Genomic DNA, 16,869 nt, shown 5'->3' with positions numbered 1-16,869 from the left:
ATTGCCTAGGAATTGGCTTTCTTTTCAGGCTTTTCTTCTGATTTTTTCTTCCCTGCTTGATTGCTTGAATCAGTCGCTACCTCTTCCTTTTTAGCTGTTTTCTTTTCTTGGATTTTCATCGGAGGAAAGAGAAATTCATAATTGCTCTTATTCATTCGAACACTTGTTGCAAAACCTGTTTTCGTATTTTGATACCTGACTTTTCCTAAGTTGAAGACTCGTTCCCCACTTTCTTGCTCAACCTTCTCTTTGCTTCGCTTGGCCATGGCAAAAGCTGCCAACTTTTCTTTGTTTAGGGCAAAATCTTTGTGATGGGCTACTTGCCGATTCAAATAAAACTGCAACAAAAGGCTAAAAATGGCTGCCATGGTGACTGCATAGAGGAGAACTCCTGCCTTAACTTTTTGCTTTTTCCACACGATAGATGAACTCCCTTTCTAAGCCTTTTTGAAACTGGAAACGAAAACGAACCACTTGATTTTCCTCTGTAATCTGTGCTGATTTGAGTCCATAAACCATAGGTTGGTAGCCCCGTCCGCTGGTATCGGTCTTCCGAAAATCATCCGATTTAGACTTCCCTATAGATACATCCTTACCATCCTGTTTCATGTAGAGGCGATTGCCTTCCACCTTGTCAAACTGCGAACGCTCTAACTCTGCCTCCAGTTGATCCACAAACAAGAGCCACTCCTTTTGCTCGCTTTGCTGCTGGTGACGAACTTCTGAAATGAGGAGCTGACTCATAGCCTGAAAGAGGAGCAAGCCCCCGCTGATGGCAATAAGGGCAATCAGGGATTCTAAAAGAGTGAACGCTCTTACCTTACTGCTCTTTAAGGTCGAGTAACTTCTCTGAACCATGATAGACCTCCACTCCTTTTTCACTAGCAAACACCTGGATTTCCACTCCATTTACCTTCACTTGATTTTGATCTGTTTGCAGAGCCATCTTAGCTACATGCAAGACTTCTTCCTTTTGCAAGATTTCTGCCTCTTCTTGTCTATTTTTCTGAATTTGTCCCAAGAGGAGGGTTGCAATGCTGGCAAATATAGCTAGCGCTACTACTGCTTCTAGTAAGATCACTGCCTTAATTTTTTGTTTCCTTAGTGCGTTTAATTTTTCCATTTCCTAGATATAATTGATAGCGAATCGCTCCTTTGCTGGTCTGAAATTCCACCTTAGCCAGGGACGAATTGCCCCCAACTCGGTCAAAGTGAATCGTCTGTCCTGATGGCGCCTGAATTCCTTTAGGAACGGTCAAGTTTTGACTGCCATTGCTGATCGTCTGTCCATCTAAGTTCAGACTGGTTTTTTGCTGACTAGCAACACTGCGTTTTTGCGTTTCCCGATAGAGTTCTTCAAACTCCATAAAGAAAATCTGCTCTTCCACCGCTGCAAAACTGGACTGAACTGAGCCGGACAAGCCCAAAGCAAGGATACTCACAAGTCCCAAAACCAAGAGACTTTCAAGCATAGTAAAGGCCTTAATCTGCAACGGTTTGGCTTGTTTTTTGTTTTGCATGGTAGTCTTTATAAGCTTTGGCTTGCTCAGCAGTGATACGACCGTCCGCTTGTAATTTGCTGAGGCTGGCATCATCATTTTTATCCAAACGATAAAGTTCTGCCTGGCTTTCCACGACCTTGACAACAGCAGCTTTTCCTTTGTCATCTACGGCATCCTTTTGCTTGGTCAAATTGGGCACAAAGAGCAAGAGAAGAACGCTGATGATTAAAAGGACGACTAGCATTTCTACCAAAGTGAAAGCTTTAACCTTGGCTTTTTTTAAATTTATCATGAGTTTTTTCATTTTAAAAATTTACCTCCATATTTTGATACATGGGCATAAGCATTGCCGCATAAAGTAAAACGATAATCAGGGCCACAAAGATAAAAACCAATGGCTGTACTAAGTTCATGGTGCGGTTGACTCGGGTAAAAAAGGCTTCCCAAGTTTTTCCCGCATAGATTTCCAACTCACTCCCCAGCTTGGACTTGACTTCCCCATACTCGATGATGAGACTCAACTCCTTCTTAAAGAATGGATATCTCGCTATGGTTTGAGAAAATTCGCGGCCATTTTGCAGGGCTTGAGCCAAATCTTGACCGATTTCTTTAAAGAGCTGAGAACCCTGTTCCTGCATGATCTGAAAAATCTGCGTCAGCTCCATCCCCTGTGAAATCATATTGCCCCATTCACGCGCATAATAGGCCGTCAGATAGGTCTGGACAAAGATTCCTAGAAAGGGAACCCGTGCCAACATCGAGAAAACCCGCATCTTGGAACTTCTTTTGTAGAAAGTGAGGGCTAAAAGTAAAGATAGAGAGCAAACCAGCACTAGTCCCAGAAATATTTGTGGCAGATTGCCGATGATTTGAGTGGCAATATTGCTACTGTCCAGTTGGGGAAGTATATAGTTTCTCAACCCCAGCATGATTAGCAGGAGAAATCCCAGCAAAATCAGGGGATAGGTCGCCACTTCAATTAACTTCTTCTTGACCTTGAACAAATTATCCAGATATTCTTCTATCTTCCCCAGACTCAGGTGAAGATTTCCATGCACTTCAGCTAGAGATAACTGGGTCACAATAGCACTTGAAAAGCCCAAGCTGTTCATCATTTCTGAGAATGATTTCCCCTGAGCCAAGCCTTGGTGCATCTGGGCCACATAGTCCTTTTCTAGCAGGGCACTTCTGCCCAAGAAAGAAATAATTTCCACCAAATGAAAGCCACTGGAGAAGAGGTTGTTAAACAAAGTGATGATTTTCTTCTGCTTAGCTGTAGCTAATTTTTTCCGTTTCAGCCTGAAGACTTGTGATATGTCCATCTTTAAGAAGCTGATCAATCTGCTCATTCCAGCTAGTTGGCTGGTGTTCTTGATAGTCTTTGTTTGCAAAGTCAACGATTCCTCCTCCCCCGATTAATCTCTGGTAGCAGACGCCTTGCAGAACAACTGCTAGTTCCTCCTCCGTCACACCCAACTCCAGAAGGCGTTCATAAACACCTCGGATACTCTTAGCATGAATGGTTGAAAAGACTGTCGCCCCTGTCAAACTGGCTCTGACCACTGCACGTGCCGTCTCGCTATCCCGAATTTCACCAATAATCAAGAGGTCAGGACGATGCCGGAGAGACAGTTTGATGAGATTTTCATAGGTCAAGCCAATCGCCTCATTCAACTGTAACTGGAGCATGTCTTCCTGCTTGATTTCTACTGGGTCTTCGATAGACATAACTTGCTGCCCCTTAAACAGGGACTTGGCTAATTCGTGCATCAGAGTCGTCTTGCCACTGCCGACCGGACCCGCAAAAAGGTAGAGGCCCCGTTGCCTGTACTGCTCACCCAGTTCGTTCATATCCTGAAACCAGAAATGCAGTTCCTGCTCCTCATCGTGCAACAAACGAATAACCAAACTCTCATGTCCCCTATAATCTCCTACGGTAGACAAACGCAGAGAAGACACCTTCTCCCCACGCTGATAGTCGCAAGATCCCAGCTGACTACGTCTCTTCTCCCCTACATTCATACCCGCTACAAACTTAAAATGACTAATCACAGCAGCTAAAACATCAAACTCATAGGAGTCAACGAGACATCGTTCGTCTCCAACCCGCATGTGAAGCTCGTAGGACTTTCCCTTGGGGATAAAATAGATATCCTGAGCCTTCTTTTCTTTCGCAGTCGCAATAATTTTCTGTGCAATTTCTTGTACCATACCGCCCTCCTTATCTAACTATTCGCAAAAAAATAAAAAAAGTAACTTAAAAAGTTACTTTTTATCTCCATTTCATACGGCAAGAACGGTGTTTTTCTTGACCTGTTTGTTTTTCATAACCTGGACGTAGCTTTTCATCGGGGATGACTTGCCCATCTTGTAAAAGTGCCAAAGAATGGTACTGCTGCAAATACTCATCACACTCATCACACCAGCGTTTATCAGCAGGATCCCAAAAAATAGTCATCAAATCACTCCGACTCTTATAAAGAGGATTCTTCTTTTCCAGCTCAAACCAGCATGATTTATAATATTTTAGAGCATCATAATACTTGTCAAAAGATTGACTCATGATGACATCTTCTTCCCAACCTTCTATGAACCACCACGGTTCAAAATCTCCGTACATTTCTATAACACGATACATTCTTACTACTTCCTTTGTACCGTATATTATATCTAATTTTTTAATACAAGAAAAGGATTTTGCTTGTTTCCCACATTAGAAATTTCTTTAATCCTATTATTTTCATCTGATAATAAAAATAGGAGTCCCTTATTGACCCCTATTTTTTATCTTCTTAGGCTTGATAACGTTTCACACCATCTAGGTAGGTTGCTACCAATTCCAAATCTTTATCTAGAACGATAAAGTCGGCGTCGTAACCTTCACGGATTTGACCACAGACATCATCGATGTGAACAGATTTTGCTGGGTTGAGGCTGGCCATCATGACTGCTTCATGCGGATTCGCAATGCCCCATTCGACCACATTCTTCAAACCGTCTTTGAGTTTGAGGATAGAACCTGCCAAATTGCCTGTAGATTTGAGGCGAGCAGTTCCATTAGCAACTACTACCGGGAATTCTCCCAACATGTAATCTCCGTCTTCCAAGCCACCAGCTGTCATACAGTCTGTGATAAGGGCGATATTTTCAGTTCCTTTTTGTTTGAGCAAAATGTCACAGGCTTTTGGATCCACGTGATGACCGTCACAGATCAACTCTGCGTAAGTATGTGGCAATTCATACATGGCTCCCACCATACCGAGCTCACGGTGAGTCAACCCACGCATTCCGTTGTAGGCATGTACCCAAACACTTGCTCCAGCATCGACTGCCTTTTTAGCTTCATCAAAAGTCGCATTTGAGTGTCCAAGAGCAACGGTCACACCTTCGCCCGTAATCGTACGAACAAAGTCTTCTACACCTTCACGTTCTGGTGCAAGGGCAATTTTATTGAGCAAACCATTGGCTGCTTTTTGCCAAGCACGAAACTCATCCATACGAGGGTCTTTCATATAGGCAGGGTTTTGAGCTCCCTTGTATTTCTCTGTGAAATAAGGCCCTTCAAAATAGATTCCACGAATCTTGGCTCCACTTGCTTCCTGGTATCGAGCACCAATATTTTCTGTTACTGCAAGCAATTGTTCATAAGAGGAAGTCAACGTCGTTGGCAAGAAGCTGGTAACACCCGTGCTAAGCAATCCTTCACTCATGGTATGAAGGGTACCTTCGATGTTATTGTCCATGACATCCACACCGCCGAAACCATGAATGTGGGTATCCACAAGTCCTGGGGCAATGCTGTAGCCTGTATAGTCAATGATGTCAGCGCCTTCAGGAATCTCTTCCACATGCTTTCCAAACTTACCATCCACAAGTTCCAAGTAACCACCACGACGAACCCCGTGTGGGTAGAAAAACTGATCCGCTTTAATATAGTTAGGCATAATGATAACCTCCTTAAAAGATTGATTCTACAATTTATTATGTCAATTACATTATAAACCTTTCTTTTTCATTTGTAAATGGTATAGACCTATTTTCTAGAGATATTTTAAAAGAGCTGGATTTCTCCAACTCTTTGATCTTATTTTGATTTCACAGGCAGTTCTTGAGCAGCCTTAACAGCAGCTGCAATCGTCTCTGCGTAAAGTTTAGCACCTTCTTCAATCATGTTGCTATCATTTCCAAAGTGGACTTGATCAGTTCCAGCCCAGATTTCAGGGTGTTCCTTAGCGACCTTATTCCAGTCAGCGATGCTCACATATGGGTTCTTTTCAGCTAATTCTCTCGCATAAGCCGCATACTGCTCCACTGATGTATAAGTGTCCTTGCTCTTATCTCCCTCATAAGGGGTCACCAGTATCAGATGGTGTCCTTTCGGTAGATTGTTCACGATGCTGTCCAAGTCATTCTTATAACCTTCAGGATTGTTGACTCCCGTTGCAATGACAACAGTTTTTAGCAGCGCCTTATTCTGACTGTTATTGAGCATGATGTCATTAGCTTGCTTGGTCGTTCGACTAACCTGAGCATTGATATTTGCATCAGGAAGCGCCTCTTTTAAGGCTGTATTGGCACGTAAGGCTACCGAATCTCCTATTAGGCTTGTTCCCTCAGAAATTCCTAGACGACTGACTTCAGCTTGTTCAGCAAGAGTCTTTGTTTGTCCTATATTGGTCTGAGCTTGCTTGAAACCATTGATCATCAAGTCTGTCTCAAAAGCTCCAACTTGAGGAGCCATAGCTATGATAATCAAAGTAAGTAAGGAAAAGGCACCCACAACACTAGCACTAATAGGTTTGATATGGTGCAGTTTAGTGATTTTTCTAACTAAAGCGTTGGTCTTACCGGCAATCAGTGGCTCAATAATATAGAAGGATAGGATAGCAAAGAAATAGGAAAAGATAACGGTTAAAATAACAGCGGGCAGATTGCTCATCAACTGCGAAAAGATAATATAAAAAGGCCAGTGGAAGAGATAAACCGCGTAGCTGGTATCCGCTAAAAATGTGATTATATGAGGTTCTTGTATCTCAGGCGTTTTCTCATGCAAAACACGCGCAGCAAAAATCATGGTCACTGCTGCTAAACTTGCTAGCAAGAAGCCAAATAAGTACGCAAACAGGTAAGTGAACTTGACAAAGAAAGTCAAGAGCACTAATACCAAGAGACCTGCAGCAAACACCAGTAGATTCTGGCGAAGATCCCACGTCCGATCAAACTGCTTGACTAAATCACTCGTCTGACGAACACCTACAACCGTCGCCAAAATGCTTCCTAAAAAGAAGGGATAGACATGGGTCAAACTTGAAAAGTAGACAGATGAATAGGAACTAACTATTAGACTGTCAACAAACATGGAGAAAAAGCTAATGATGAAAGCTCCCGCAGAAAGGAGAAAGACCATCCCTCTCAATTGGCTACTAGATTTTGAGCGTTTGGATAAGAACCAAACCGCTAAGCCCCAAAGAATATAGTAGTGAACCTCAACAGCCAGACTCCAGTTGTGAACAAAGAGATGCGGAATGAACTGGGATTCGTAACTTCCCCCTGTTAACATCTCATAGAAGTTGGTCATAAAACCGAGAACTCCAGCAATCTGGCCACCAATTCCAGCAACATAGTCTTGGCGAACTAAGAGGGTAAAGGGCATGGTCACCAAAACCATCAGAACTACAGGTGGCACGATGCGGTAAAACCGTCTCTTAAAAAAGCCCAACAAATCAATCTGGCGTTTTTTCCCAAATTCTTCTAAAAGGAGGGCAGTGATCAAAAATCCTGAAAAAGTGAAAAAGACATCTACCCCAAAGAAGCCTCCAGGAAAGATCGTTTGAAAGAAGTGGTACAAGAGCACCAAAAGTAAACCTGTAATCCTAATCAAGGAAAACCATTTAATACGCATACGAGTTTATTCCCCACTCAATTAGATCGTAAAAACATCTAATTTTATTCCATAATACACCTTATTTTATCAAAAAAAAAAGAAAAATCCTAAGAGAAAACTTAGGATTCCAGTATTCTATTTTTACACTTTAGAAATTACGGCCTGACTTATTATAGCCATATTTTTCAACAAAATACTCACGGAATTCCAAGAGATTGTCGTCCATGATGGCTTGTCGCACTTGCTTCATCAGGTTAAGCAAGAAGTAAAGATTGTGGTAACTTGTCAAGCGGATACCGAAGGTTTCGTCAGCCTTGAGCAGGTGACGAAGATAAGCGCGTGTATAGTTCTTACATGTGTAGCAATCACACTCAGGATCTAGCGGCGTAAAGTCCTCAGCAAACTGGGCATTTTTGACAACCAAACGACCCTGACTAGTCATACAAGTCCCATTACGAGCGATACGAGTCGGCAAGACACAGTCAAACATATCCACTCCACGAATCACCCCATCGATCAAGCTATCTGGCGCTCCTACACCCATCAAATAGCGAGGTTTATTTTCAGGTAGTAGTTGGGTTGTAAAGTCCAAAACTGCATTCATCTCTTCGTGCGTTTCTCCTACTGCCAAACCACCGATAGAGTAGCCTGGAAAGTCCATGCTGACAAGGTCATGAGCTGACTGACGACGAAGGTCTTCAAAGCCTGCCCCCTGTACAATTCCAAACAAACCTTGGTCCTGTGGACGACGGTGAGCCTTCAAACCACGCTCAGCCCAACGGCTAGTACGCTCGATGGATTTCTTAACGTAGTCGTAAGGTTGGTAAAACTGAGGACATTCATCAAAGGACATCATGATGTCTGAACCTAGATTATTCTGAATAGAAATGGCTTTTTCTGGCGATAGGAACATCTTAGAACCATTGAGATGGTTTTTAAAGGTTACGCCTTCTTCTGTGATATTTCGGCTATCTGCTAGGGAATAAACCTGGAAACCACCACTATCCGTCAAGATTGGCTGATCCCAATTCATGAACTTGTGGAGACCGCCTGCGCGTGCGATGAGTTCATCTCCAGGACGAAGCCAGAGATGATAAGTATTAGACAGGATAATCCCTGATCCCATCTCCTTCAACTCCTCTGGCGACTGGGTCTTGACAGTAGCTTGGGTCCCAACTGGCATAAACATAGGCGTTGGAAAGGTACCGTGCGGGGTGATGATTTCTCCCAGACGAGCTCCTGTGTGTTTTTCTTTCTTAATCAAACGGTATTTGATTGGTGAATCTGACATTTTCTACCTCCGAAGCTGGGAAAGACAGTCCCAGTTCATACTTTGTGCCCAAAGGCATACTGTATGATTTTATCAAAAAAACCAGGAACTGTCACGAACTATGGTATAATGAAAGAATGAAACACCCAAAAATTGATTTAAAAACTATTCGTCTGCAGACTAGGAACTTTCAGGCCGAAAATCCCCGCCTCTTTCTCGTCTATCTCTTACCTAGCATACTGGTTATCTTATCAGGCTTTCTCAACCCTTTGGCTCGTCTCCAGGAAAGTGTTTTAGAGCAATCCTTTTTCAGCATGCTGGCACAAGTGCTCCAAGCCTATCTCTTCCCGCTAGTGGTTTCTTTTATGAGCGCTATTTTTCTAGCAGGTGCTGCCTTTGCGACACTCCGACTTCTCAAGGATCCTGATACGGAACTTTCAGTAAAATCAAGCCTGACCCTCTTTGCTGAAGAGCGCTTCTCGCAAACCTTCCTAACTCTGCTCCTCAAACGTTTCTACCTCTTTTTATGGAGCATTCCAAACTTAGTAGGCGTTTATTTTCTCTTTTATAGCAATCTCTTGGCTCGGAGATTTGTCGCCCTACATCCAGAATTTCCAAAACTAGACCTCTCATCCATTGAAACCGAGCAGTTCCTTCTGACCTTTGGCCTCTACTTTTTCGCGAGTCTCATCTTGATGATTGTAGGGAACATCCTCTACGTTCCGCAACATTATGCCTACTCACAGGTAGAATTCCTCCTCTGCGACACTCTGGATTTAGGACAGGCTAAACCAAGCCAAATCCTGAAAACTAGCCGTTTCTTGATGAAAGGCTATAAATTCCAGCGCTTTGTCCTCGACCTACAACTATTCCCTTGGTACTTCCTCAACTGGATCACCTTTGGAATTGCTAGTTTTTCAATCCTTCCCTATATCCAAAACAATCACATCTTCTTTTACAGAGTCCTACTAGCCCGTAAACGTCGAAATGGATAAGAACCTACAAAAACCAGCGTCGTTCAAAACGCTGGTTTTCTTATTTCAAAAGTAGCATACTCAGCAGAGTCAAAATAGCAGGCCCACCTTGCTTCAGAATAATCTTCTTGTCTGCTGTCAGAGAACCGTAGGTCGCTGCACCAAGCACAAATAAAACAAAGATGGTCACAATTTCCAAGCTTTGCGAAAAATAAATCCCGTACAAGAGAAAGACCCCTATCAAAGCATTATAAATCCCTTGGTTTTTAAACAGTGAGGTGACAGAGGGTCTAGTCAACTCTTCCTTGTCCATATTAAAGACTCGGCTGGTTGCATCCGATTGTGTTGCCATACTCTCCAAATAAAAGATATAAAAATGTTCGAGGGCAACAAGGGTTGCTAAAATAGTAGTAATGATTGACATCGTTTTCTCCTTAAAATTCTATTTTTTCTAGACCTGACACTAGTTTCGTCAGTAAAGTTGTCAGCTCTTTCTGCTCGGCTGTCGATAAGATGCTCTCCATCTGTTCCTTCACTCGCAAATGATGTTTAGGCGGACTGACTAAGAGTTGATTCTTGGCTTCTTGGGTTAATTCAACTAAGACTTCTCGCTGATTGGCCGGATTACGCTTGCGACTGACATAGCCCTCTGACTCTAGTATCTTAAAATGACGGGTCAAGGCCGCCTGGTCGATTTGCAACTTCTCCTGAACGGCAATCTGGTTGCAGGGTGACTGCTGCAGTAAAAACTGCAAGATTTGATAGCGGGTCAAACTAATTCCCAATTGTTTCTCAAAAAGTTGAGTGATCATCTGATCTGTTAAATGGAGCTGGTACAGTAAGTCGTTAATTTTTTTCATTTCTACCTCCTTGCATACACTTGATTTATCAACTATTGATTTATCAAGTGTATTACAAAAAGATTAAAAACGCAACTATTTTGCTTACTCACGAAAAATAGCCTCTTGGTTTCAATCCCAAAAGGCTATTATTTCTATATTCTAGATAAAATCCAGCACTAACCTACCAAATCTGCTCGAAGGATTTCTCCCTCTTTATCAATGACAACTTCGATGGCATGACCTGCAAAAATTTCCTCGCTATCATCATAGTAGAGGGTCAATTCCCCGTCTTCGTTGATCGATAGTTCACTCAAGGAAAGAGAGTTGGTAAAATACTCTTCTGTTAACTCCACATCATTTTCATCTGAATCTATCCAGTCTTGAGCTGTTTCCCACAGTTCTTTGACAATATAGTCTTTAATCCGGGTATCTTGAACTTGGAAAGTTCCCATAAATTTCTTTAGATCATCAAAAGAACTTGGAGGGAGACTTTCATCTGCACTCGCAGCAAAGATAGCATGAATCTTACCACCCTCGTAAGTGATAAATCCTTCAAACCAAGAATAGGCTCTGTTTAAGGTGAATTCGCCAATATCGTCTTGAATGATGACCGGTTTTTGATAGGTTTCAATCAAGGTCTCTAACCTAGAGTCTGAGGATTGGTCATCTAGGTATTCCAGCAAGTGATAGCAGTTATTAGCTACTTCTGACATATATGGCTCTAACTCCATGAAGGGGCGTTTTTGACATTTGATATGATGAATTTTGTAGGGTTCAAAACTAAAGCCCCATCTCTTTTCTTCAAATTCCTCAGGAGTCAATACCCATTCCAAACGTCCCTCACGTTCAGAGAATTCCTGGGTTGCAACATTGACACTAGCTTTAAAATGAACGGACGGCATTTTACAACCATCTTTTAAAGAAGCGGCCCCAGTTACATTTTGGAGGGTAAAAATCAAGAATTCGACAATTTCACCACAAAATTCCTCTTCAAAATCATCTCTTGTTTTCTCAAATGGAGTTTTTAATCGATTTGTCATTCACTTCATCCTTTCTCTCTATGCTTAAAAGCGTTAGTATGGTTTTGTATTCGCTTACATTTTAACATGTTTTAGATTTTATTTCACTTATCAATACTATTTTACACAAAAAGAAGCTACACTTTTAAATGTATAGCTTCTTATTATTCTTAATTCATTGATACGTGAACGTGGTCATAGTGATTTTCGGTCCCACTACCACGGTCTGGCATTGGATTCCAAGTGTAGGCTGGTCCATATTTACTATCGTATGGAGCGTAGAAACGTTGTTTCCAGATGATGTAGTTGATACCACGGCTAGCCATATTTTGAACCGCGTATTCCGCGATTTGATCACCAAGTGCTGAACTCACTGGGACCATAAAGTCGATGGCCAATCCTTTACCATGGTCTCCACTGTCACCAGGACGGTAGCCGCTAAAGGATGTAATTCCAAACAAATTGGCAATTTCTTCTTTAAAGGCTGCAGTTTGTGGTTGAAGACCAGCATTCTCAGACTTAGCTACAGCAAGTCCTGCATAGTCAGGAGCCGCTGGAGCTGAATAAATTCTTGAAGGAGTTTGGCTTTGCTCTGCTTGATAAGTCAAAGTTGTAGTATCAGAATTTGTTGTTTCTTCTGCTGCACTTGTTCCTGTTGTATCAGCAGGTGTTTCAGTTGCTACTGGGGCTTCTGCTGGAGTCGTTGTTGTCGTTTCTTCAGTACTTAGTGTTGGCGCTTGAGGAGTTTCTTCTTCAACTGGACTAGTTGATTCAGTTGTTTCTGCAACTGGTGCTTCTTCTGGAGTCGTTTCAGCTGATTCTTCTGCCACAGGTTCTTCTGTAGATGGTGTCTCTTCAGTAGCAGTCGCGATCTCAGAAGCTTCTGAATTTGGCGCTACTTCTGCTGGTTTTTCCGTCTCGGTTGCACTGGGTACTTCCTCAATTGGTTGAGAAAGATCTTCTACTTGAACCGTCTGTTCATCGACTGTTACTTGGTTGGTCGTCAAATCAGCTGTCGCAGTCGTCACTTCTTCACTAGAATCTGCTTGAGGAGTTTGGATTTCAACTTCCGTCACTTCTTCCTCCTCATTGACAGTTGTAGTGAGGACAGTATCTGGAAAAATCAAGTCCATATTGGTGATTTTGTTCAAATTAGCAAGAACTGTGACATCTACACCCAAGGCTTCTGCAATGGTGCTCAAGGTATCACCATACTGTACTGTATAGCTTGTTTTGTTGTCCGTTTTAGTCAAATCGTTTTGGATTTGCTCAACACTACGTGCAGTCCAAAGGACTTCTTCTGCTTGGGTTGCCAATACTGGGGCAAATGACAAGGCTACTGTTGAGGCAAAAATAATTCTTTTCTTCATTCGTTCATATTCCTTTCAAATGAGTACCCGTCTATCATAACACAAAAAAAGAAAAAAAAAGCCCTCTCGGGCCTATTTAATAGAACTGTCTATTCCCTGTAACAAACTCGATTACTTGAAATAGTTTGTTAGGTTTCTGTCACAAAACTGACACAATCTTCTCGTTACTTACTCTCAAAAATATGAGGAATATCTGCTAGTGCTTGAATCCTGTGATTGCCTTCAAAAGAAGATTCTAAAAAGTTAATGCTTCGAATCCCACTATTCTGGGCAAATTCCACATCCAAAGTCCGGTCTCCTATATAATAGGTGTTCTCAGGATCCAGCTGATACTTGTCTAGCAGATAGGTCGCCGCTTCTGGACTGGGCTTGCGCGCAAAGCCACTCTGACTGGTTAAAATCTCTTTGAAATAGGATTCCAACCCCAAGTCTCTGAGAATGGCAAAAGCATTGTCCCCTTTATGAGTGTAAACAAAGTTCCGAATCCCTACTTGGTCTGCCCAATTCAACACCTCACGCGCACATGGCATCAAAACTACCTGAGCATTCTTCTCAGCCAAGCTCTGGGCACGTACCTGATTGAGCACTTCCGCATCCAGATTTCTATCTTCTGCCACCTGCACAAGCAAATCCTGCACAGAAAACTTGAGGATAAACTCTCTCACTTTCTCCTTATCATAAGGAATAGAAAACTGACCAAAAGTCTCCTCAATCCCTGACAAAATCGCTTCGTAAGAATCCAATAAAGTCCCGTCTAAATCCCAAATAAAAGCTGTTTTTTGCATCTTCTATCCTTTCAACATCATATAACGCTGGTAACGGTAACGTAGAAATAACCAACGGAAACCATTATCCAAAAGAGTCCCTGCCCAAATACCAGGTAAACCCCAACCAAGAACAATCCCCATCAGATATCCTGTTCCAATGCGGATACACCACATCCCAATACTTGTTGCATAAAAGGGAAGTCGAGCATTCCCCAAACCCTGCCAAACTGCAGTATAGATGACTGTTCCTATCGTCATGGGAGTTCCCAATAGAGAAAATAGTGCCACCAAAACGCTCGCTTCGACTGCTATAGGATCCGTCGTATATAGATGAGTCAGTGGTATCCCTAAGGCATAGATACTGAGAGTTAAGGGTAACATGAGAAGCAGAGAAAGCCAAAAGGTTTGTTTGCTCAAATTATCTACTCTTTTCCAATTATCCTCTCCAACTGCTCGAGCTACCAGCATGACCGTTGCCGTAGCGACACCAAAGGCAGGCATATAGTTAAACTGGGTCAAAACCTCCCCGATTGCATTTCCCGCCACTGCCTCCGTCCCAAAAGAAACGACCAAAGCAATGATCACTACATCTCCAGCCCTCATCATAAGCCGCTCTCCAGTTGCTGGCAAAGCCAAGGTCAGTAAATCTTTATCCAGTCCAAAAGTCGGTTTCGTATAAGGAAGTTTTAATTGCGACCACAAAATCCCAAGACCAACCAAACGAGACAAGATAGTCCCCCAAGCAACACCCGCTATGCCCATATCAAGGATAAAAATAGCTAGACTTGAAAAAAGAATATTCAAGGCATTGGATAAAAGACTAACATAGAGGGGTAGACGCGGATTATGCGTTGCACGAATCAAGGCACCTAGACTCGTCATCAAGCCCAAGAGAACAATTGATCCACCCACCAAAGATAGGTAGATTCCACCACTCTCAGCTACATCCCTCTCCGTCCCCAAGAGTCCTATCATCTCTTGTCCAGCGAAGATAGACAAAGCTCCTAAAAGGAAACTTAATAGTAAAGTAATCTTCAACGCCTCAGTCACATGGTAGGCTAGCTTGGACTGATCTTTCTGCCCCAAACTTTTTGAAATAACACTGGAAATAGCAGCTCCCAGAGCGATAAAAATCGCCTGATAAATGGTGATAATATTGCCAGCCACTGAAACACCCGAAATAGCTACCAGTCCCAAGTGAGCGACCAAGTAACTGTCCACCATTCCCATGAGCATTTGCAAAAAGTTTTCACCCATAGCTGGCAATGCAATATTAAGAATGTCTTTATTTTTCTTAAACAATCTCTCCTCCTGATGAAAAGAAACTCAGTTGGTTTCCCAACCGAGTTTACTCCCTCTGTCTTAAAGCCCTAGATAAGCCTCCACTGCTGCTTGCATATCAGCAGCTGCCACTGTTGTTTTATGACGAACCGGTGCTGTTTCAAGGCCATCAACTGCTGGTGGCACTGCCACTCCTGAGATTTCATGTAATTGAGCCAAAGCTTCAAAGTCAGTTAAACCTGCTTTTTCTGTTACAGCTTCTACTGCAACTACTGGGAACTTGTATGGACTAGCTGTTGAAGCAATCACTGTCTTAGTCTCATCGCCAGTAGCCGCTTGGTATTTTCTATAAACTGCTGAGGCAACCGCCGTATGTGGATCCTCAATATAGGCATCTGTTTGATAAACACGTTTAATTTCTGCTGCTGTTTCTTCCTCAGTCGCATATTCAGCTGCAAAGAGATCCAGAATCTCTGCATCAAAGTCTGTCAATTCATATTGTCCTTGTGTATTCAAGGCATTCATGAGTTCAGCTGTCTTAACCGCATCATTTCCCAAAAGATGGAAAATCAAGCGCTCCAAGTTTGAAGATACCAAGATATCCATAGATGGACTAGTCGTCACCTTAAACTCACGTTTCTTATCGTAAACACGTGTTTTAAAGAAGTCAGTCAAGACATTGTTGTCATTTGAAGCACAGATCAATTTGCCAACTGGTAGACCAATTTGCTTAGCATAAAAGGCAGCTAAGATGTTTCCAAAGTTTCCTGTTGGTACTGTGAAATTGACCTTTTCACCAGCCACAATCTCACCAGCCTTGACCAACTGAGCGTAGGCATAGACATAATAAACAACCTGTGGTACCAAACGACCAATGTTCATAGAGTTAGCTGATGAAAATTGCAGTTTATTGGCAGCCAACTTTTCACGAAGAGCTATATCGTTAAACATATGTTTCACATTTGTTTGCGCATCATCAAAGTTTCCATCAATAGCGATAACATGAGTATTGTCGCCAGTCTGAGTAGTCATTTGCAACTCTTGTACCTTGCTGACACCATCCTTTGGATAAAAGACGATAATTTCAGTTCCAGGCACATCCGCAAACCCTGCCATAGCCGCTTTCCCAGTATCACCAGATGTCGCTGTCAAAATGACGATTTTGTTCTCCAAACCATGCTTTTTAGCGGCCGTCGTCATAAAGTATGGCAAGATAGACAAGGCCATATCCTTGAAGGCAATGGTTGAACCATGGAAGAGTTCCAAGTTGTATTGCCCATCCAGTTTCACCAATGGCGCAATAGCTGGAGTATCAAACTTACTATCATAGGCATTGTTGATACAGTAGTCCAACTCCTCCGCAGTAAAGTCATCTAAAAAGGCTGACAAAACTAATTTAGCCACTTCTTGGTAAGAAGCATCTTTCAATTTTTCAAAGTCCAAATCCACCTTTGGATAAGTAAGCGGTGTAAATAAACCACCATCCGTCGCTAAACCTTGCAAAATTGCTTTGCTGGCAGTTACTGTATTGTTGGCATCACGCGTTGATTGATAAACTAATGTCATTACTCTCTATCCTTTATCTATAGTCTCTTTCATTATATCATGATTTTTCAGAAAATTCTCGCTTTATAAGAGAAATTATAGTCCCAATTCTTCTTTCAAAGGCTGTAAGTAGGTCATTTCATGCTTGCCTCTCTTCTCCAGTCCTTGCTCAGCTAGAAGGAGTAAGCCTTTAGAAAACTCTCGAATCGCAGCTTCCTCCTCATCTGTGAGTTGTTTTTTAGAAAATTGTCGCCTTAAAAACTTATAATTACGCCCAAATACTTTAAAGAAAGGTGCTGCTTCTAAGTAAGATTCCAGTTTGTCTAAATTAACCAACAATCCCAAGTGAAAGGCTGCAGAAGCAAAAGTCCTATCAAGCGGCTGAGTACAAACACTGCGAAACTCAACCGTTCCT

Annotated in this window: 20 protein-coding genes (1 of these 20 running past the window's edge); 1 reads left to right on the top strand and 19 read right to left on the bottom strand. The window is 42.3% G+C overall.

Annotation, left to right across the window (positions count from 1 at the left end; translation table 11 throughout):
- Nucleotides 1-5: 5 nt before the first annotated feature.
- The 11 genes from comGG to tgt form a co-directional block, all read right to left on the bottom strand.
- Nucleotides 6-419 carry a competence type IV pilus minor pilin ComGG gene (gene comGG / locus ACVX3R_RS00630; protein ID WP_458795096.1) on the bottom strand — a complete coding sequence of 138 codons (414 nt, stop codon included), beginning with the start codon at nucleotides 417-419 and terminating at the stop codon, nucleotides 6-8.
- Nucleotides 397-858, bottom strand: coding sequence for a competence type IV pilus minor pilin ComGF (gene comGF / locus ACVX3R_RS00625; RefSeq protein ID WP_458795095.1), 462 nt, complete (start codon nucleotides 856-858; stop codon nucleotides 397-399). Before comGF ends, comGG begins: the two co-directional genes overlap by 23 nt.
- Nucleotides 821-1,123 (bottom strand): competence type IV pilus minor pilin ComGE, encoded by a 303-nt coding sequence (gene comGE / locus ACVX3R_RS00620; protein WP_458795094.1) that lies wholly within the window; start codon nucleotides 1,121-1,123, stop codon nucleotides 821-823. The genes comGF and comGE overlap by 38 nt, the downstream gene beginning before the upstream one ends.
- On the bottom strand, nucleotides 1,086-1,520 hold the full coding sequence (gene comGD, locus ACVX3R_RS00615) for a competence type IV pilus minor pilin ComGD (protein ID WP_458795093.1): 435 nt from the start codon (nucleotides 1,518-1,520) through the stop codon (nucleotides 1,086-1,088). Before comGD ends, comGE begins: the two co-directional genes overlap by 38 nt.
- Nucleotides 1,483-1,806 carry a competence type IV pilus major pilin ComGC gene (comGC, locus tag ACVX3R_RS00610; RefSeq protein ID WP_061853386.1) on the bottom strand — a complete coding sequence of 108 codons (324 nt, stop codon included), beginning with the start codon at nucleotides 1,804-1,806 and terminating at the stop codon, nucleotides 1,483-1,485. The genes comGD and comGC overlap by 38 nt, the downstream gene beginning before the upstream one ends.
- Nucleotide 1,807: 1 nt before the next feature.
- A complete protein-coding gene (gene comGB / locus ACVX3R_RS00605; protein ID WP_458795662.1) occupies nucleotides 1,808-2,824 on the bottom strand; it encodes a competence type IV pilus assembly protein ComGB in 1,017 nt (338 codons plus the stop codon).
- Nucleotides 2,772-3,713 carry a competence type IV pilus ATPase ComGA gene (gene comGA / locus ACVX3R_RS00600; RefSeq protein ID WP_458795092.1) on the bottom strand — a complete coding sequence of 314 codons (942 nt, stop codon included), beginning with the start codon at nucleotides 3,711-3,713 and terminating at the stop codon, nucleotides 2,772-2,774. The genes comGB and comGA overlap by 53 nt, the downstream gene beginning before the upstream one ends.
- A gap of 61 nt (nucleotides 3,714-3,774) precedes the next feature.
- Nucleotides 3,775-4,140: a DUF1033 family protein gene (locus ACVX3R_RS00595; RefSeq protein ID WP_167266647.1), complete on the bottom strand. Its 366-nt coding sequence runs from the start codon at nucleotides 4,138-4,140 to the stop codon at nucleotides 3,775-3,777.
- Nucleotides 4,141-4,294: 154 nt separating this feature from the next.
- Nucleotides 4,295-5,446, bottom strand: coding sequence for an N-acetylglucosamine-6-phosphate deacetylase (nagA, locus tag ACVX3R_RS00590; RefSeq protein WP_458795091.1), 1,152 nt, complete (start codon nucleotides 5,444-5,446; stop codon nucleotides 4,295-4,297).
- 140 nt (nucleotides 5,447-5,586) lie between these two features.
- Entirely contained in the window at nucleotides 5,587-7,404 is a 1,818-nt protein-coding gene (locus ACVX3R_RS00585; protein WP_458795090.1) for an acyltransferase family protein, read from the bottom strand.
- Nucleotides 7,405-7,534: 130 nt separating this feature from the next.
- Complete coding sequence (gene tgt, locus ACVX3R_RS00580; protein WP_001285249.1) at nucleotides 7,535-8,677, bottom strand: tRNA guanosine(34) transglycosylase Tgt; 1,143 nt, start codon at nucleotides 8,675-8,677, stop codon at nucleotides 7,535-7,537.
- A gap of 116 nt (nucleotides 8,678-8,793) precedes the next feature.
- Here tgt and ACVX3R_RS00575 point away from each other — a divergent pair, with 116 nt between their 5' ends.
- Entirely contained in the window at nucleotides 8,794-9,651 is an 858-nt protein-coding gene (locus ACVX3R_RS00575; RefSeq protein WP_458795089.1) for a DUF975 family protein, read from the top strand.
- A 40-nt stretch (nucleotides 9,652-9,691) separates the two neighbouring features.
- Here the strand turns inward: ACVX3R_RS00575 and ACVX3R_RS00570 are convergent, their stop codons facing one another.
- The 8 genes from ACVX3R_RS00570 to ACVX3R_RS00535 all read right to left on the bottom strand — a co-directional run.
- Nucleotides 9,692-10,054 carry a DUF1304 domain-containing protein gene (locus ACVX3R_RS00570; RefSeq protein WP_458795088.1) on the bottom strand — a complete coding sequence of 121 codons (363 nt, stop codon included), beginning with the start codon at nucleotides 10,052-10,054 and terminating at the stop codon, nucleotides 9,692-9,694.
- 10 nt (nucleotides 10,055-10,064) lie between these two features.
- On the bottom strand, nucleotides 10,065-10,490 hold the full coding sequence (locus tag ACVX3R_RS00565) for a MarR family winged helix-turn-helix transcriptional regulator (protein ID WP_000723482.1): 426 nt from the start codon (nucleotides 10,488-10,490) through the stop codon (nucleotides 10,065-10,067).
- Between the two features lie 158 nt (nucleotides 10,491-10,648).
- Nucleotides 10,649-11,512 carry a DUF2262 domain-containing protein gene (locus ACVX3R_RS00560; RefSeq protein ID WP_000184913.1) on the bottom strand — a complete coding sequence of 288 codons (864 nt, stop codon included), beginning with the start codon at nucleotides 11,510-11,512 and terminating at the stop codon, nucleotides 10,649-10,651.
- 149 nt (nucleotides 11,513-11,661) lie between these two features.
- Nucleotides 11,662-12,861, bottom strand: coding sequence for a LysM peptidoglycan-binding domain-containing protein (locus ACVX3R_RS00555; RefSeq protein ID WP_458795087.1), 1,200 nt, complete (start codon nucleotides 12,859-12,861; stop codon nucleotides 11,662-11,664).
- Nucleotides 12,862-13,025: 164 nt separating this feature from the next.
- Nucleotides 13,026-13,646 (bottom strand): HAD family hydrolase, encoded by a 621-nt coding sequence (locus ACVX3R_RS00550; RefSeq protein ID WP_458795086.1) that lies wholly within the window; start codon nucleotides 13,644-13,646, stop codon nucleotides 13,026-13,028.
- Nucleotides 13,647-13,649: 3 nt separating this feature from the next.
- Nucleotides 13,650-14,930: an MATE family efflux transporter gene (locus ACVX3R_RS00545; RefSeq protein ID WP_458795085.1), complete on the bottom strand. Its 1,281-nt coding sequence runs from the start codon at nucleotides 14,928-14,930 to the stop codon at nucleotides 13,650-13,652.
- A 60-nt stretch (nucleotides 14,931-14,990) separates the two neighbouring features.
- Nucleotides 14,991-16,475, bottom strand: coding sequence for a threonine synthase (gene thrC, locus ACVX3R_RS00540; RefSeq protein ID WP_458795084.1), 1,485 nt, complete (start codon nucleotides 16,473-16,475; stop codon nucleotides 14,991-14,993).
- Between the two features lie 75 nt (nucleotides 16,476-16,550).
- Nucleotides 16,551-16,869, bottom strand: the final stretch of a protein-coding gene (locus ACVX3R_RS00535) for a glutamate--cysteine ligase family protein (protein ID WP_458795083.1). The gene runs 959 nt beyond the window's last position; 319 of the gene's 1,278 nt are visible here — the last part of the coding sequence; the start codon falls outside the window, past its right edge — the gene reads right to left on this strand; it ends in the stop codon at nucleotides 16,551-16,553.

The organism is Streptococcus sp. 517s, assembly GCF_054445985.1.
Note: the sequence above shows the minus strand (reverse complement) of the source record. Positions and strands in the feature narration are given on the sequence as shown.

What these genes read in the sequence shown, in the direction of transcription:
- ACVX3R_RS00550 (WP_458795086.1), bottom strand. Translation starts at nt 13,646, where the DNA reads ATGCAAAAAACAGCTTTTATTTGGGATTTAGACGGGACTTTATTGGAT.
- comGD (WP_458795093.1), bottom strand. Translation starts at nt 1,520, where the DNA reads ATGCAAAACAAAAAACAAGCCAAACCGTTGCAGATTAAGGCCTTTACT.
- comGA (WP_458795092.1), bottom strand. Translation starts at nt 3,713, where the DNA reads ATGGTACAAGAAATTGCACAGAAAATTATTGCGACTGCGAAAGAAAAG.
- ACVX3R_RS00570 (WP_458795088.1), bottom strand. Translation starts at nt 10,054, where the DNA reads ATGTCAATCATTACTACTATTTTAGCAACCCTTGTTGCCCTCGAACAT.
- ACVX3R_RS00585 (WP_458795090.1), bottom strand. Translation starts at nt 7,404, where the DNA reads ATGCGTATTAAATGGTTTTCCTTGATTAGGATTACAGGTTTACTTTTG.
- comGB (WP_458795662.1), bottom strand. Translation starts at nt 2,824, where the DNA reads ATGGACATATCACAAGTCTTCAGGCTGAAACGGAAAAAATTAGCTACA.
- ACVX3R_RS00595 (WP_167266647.1), bottom strand. Translation starts at nt 4,140, where the DNA reads ATGTATCGTGTTATAGAAATGTACGGAGATTTTGAACCGTGGTGGTTC.
- comGF (WP_458795095.1), bottom strand. Translation starts at nt 858, where the DNA reads ATGGTTCAGAGAAGTTACTCGACCTTAAAGAGCAGTAAGGTAAGAGCG.
- ACVX3R_RS00560 (WP_000184913.1), bottom strand. Translation starts at nt 11,512, where the DNA reads ATGACAAATCGATTAAAAACTCCATTTGAGAAAACAAGAGATGATTTT.
- comGE (WP_458795094.1), bottom strand. Translation starts at nt 1,123, where the DNA reads ATGGAAAAATTAAACGCACTAAGGAAACAAAAAATTAAGGCAGTGATC.
- nagA (WP_458795091.1), bottom strand. Translation starts at nt 5,446, where the DNA reads ATGCCTAACTATATTAAAGCGGATCAGTTTTTCTACCCACACGGGGTT.
- thrC (WP_458795084.1), bottom strand. Translation starts at nt 16,475, where the DNA reads ATGACATTAGTTTATCAATCAACGCGTGATGCCAACAATACAGTAACT.
- tgt (WP_001285249.1), bottom strand. Translation starts at nt 8,677, where the DNA reads ATGTCAGATTCACCAATCAAATACCGTTTGATTAAGAAAGAAAAACAC.
- ACVX3R_RS00575 (WP_458795089.1), top strand. Translation starts at nt 8,794, where the DNA reads ATGAAACACCCAAAAATTGATTTAAAAACTATTCGTCTGCAGACTAGG.
- comGC (WP_061853386.1), bottom strand. Translation starts at nt 1,806, where the DNA reads ATGAAAAAACTCATGATAAATTTAAAAAAAGCCAAGGTTAAAGCTTTC.
- ACVX3R_RS00565 (WP_000723482.1), bottom strand. Translation starts at nt 10,490, where the DNA reads ATGAAAAAAATTAACGACTTACTGTACCAGCTCCATTTAACAGATCAG.
- ACVX3R_RS00555 (WP_458795087.1), bottom strand. Translation starts at nt 12,861, where the DNA reads ATGAAGAAAAGAATTATTTTTGCCTCAACAGTAGCCTTGTCATTTGCC.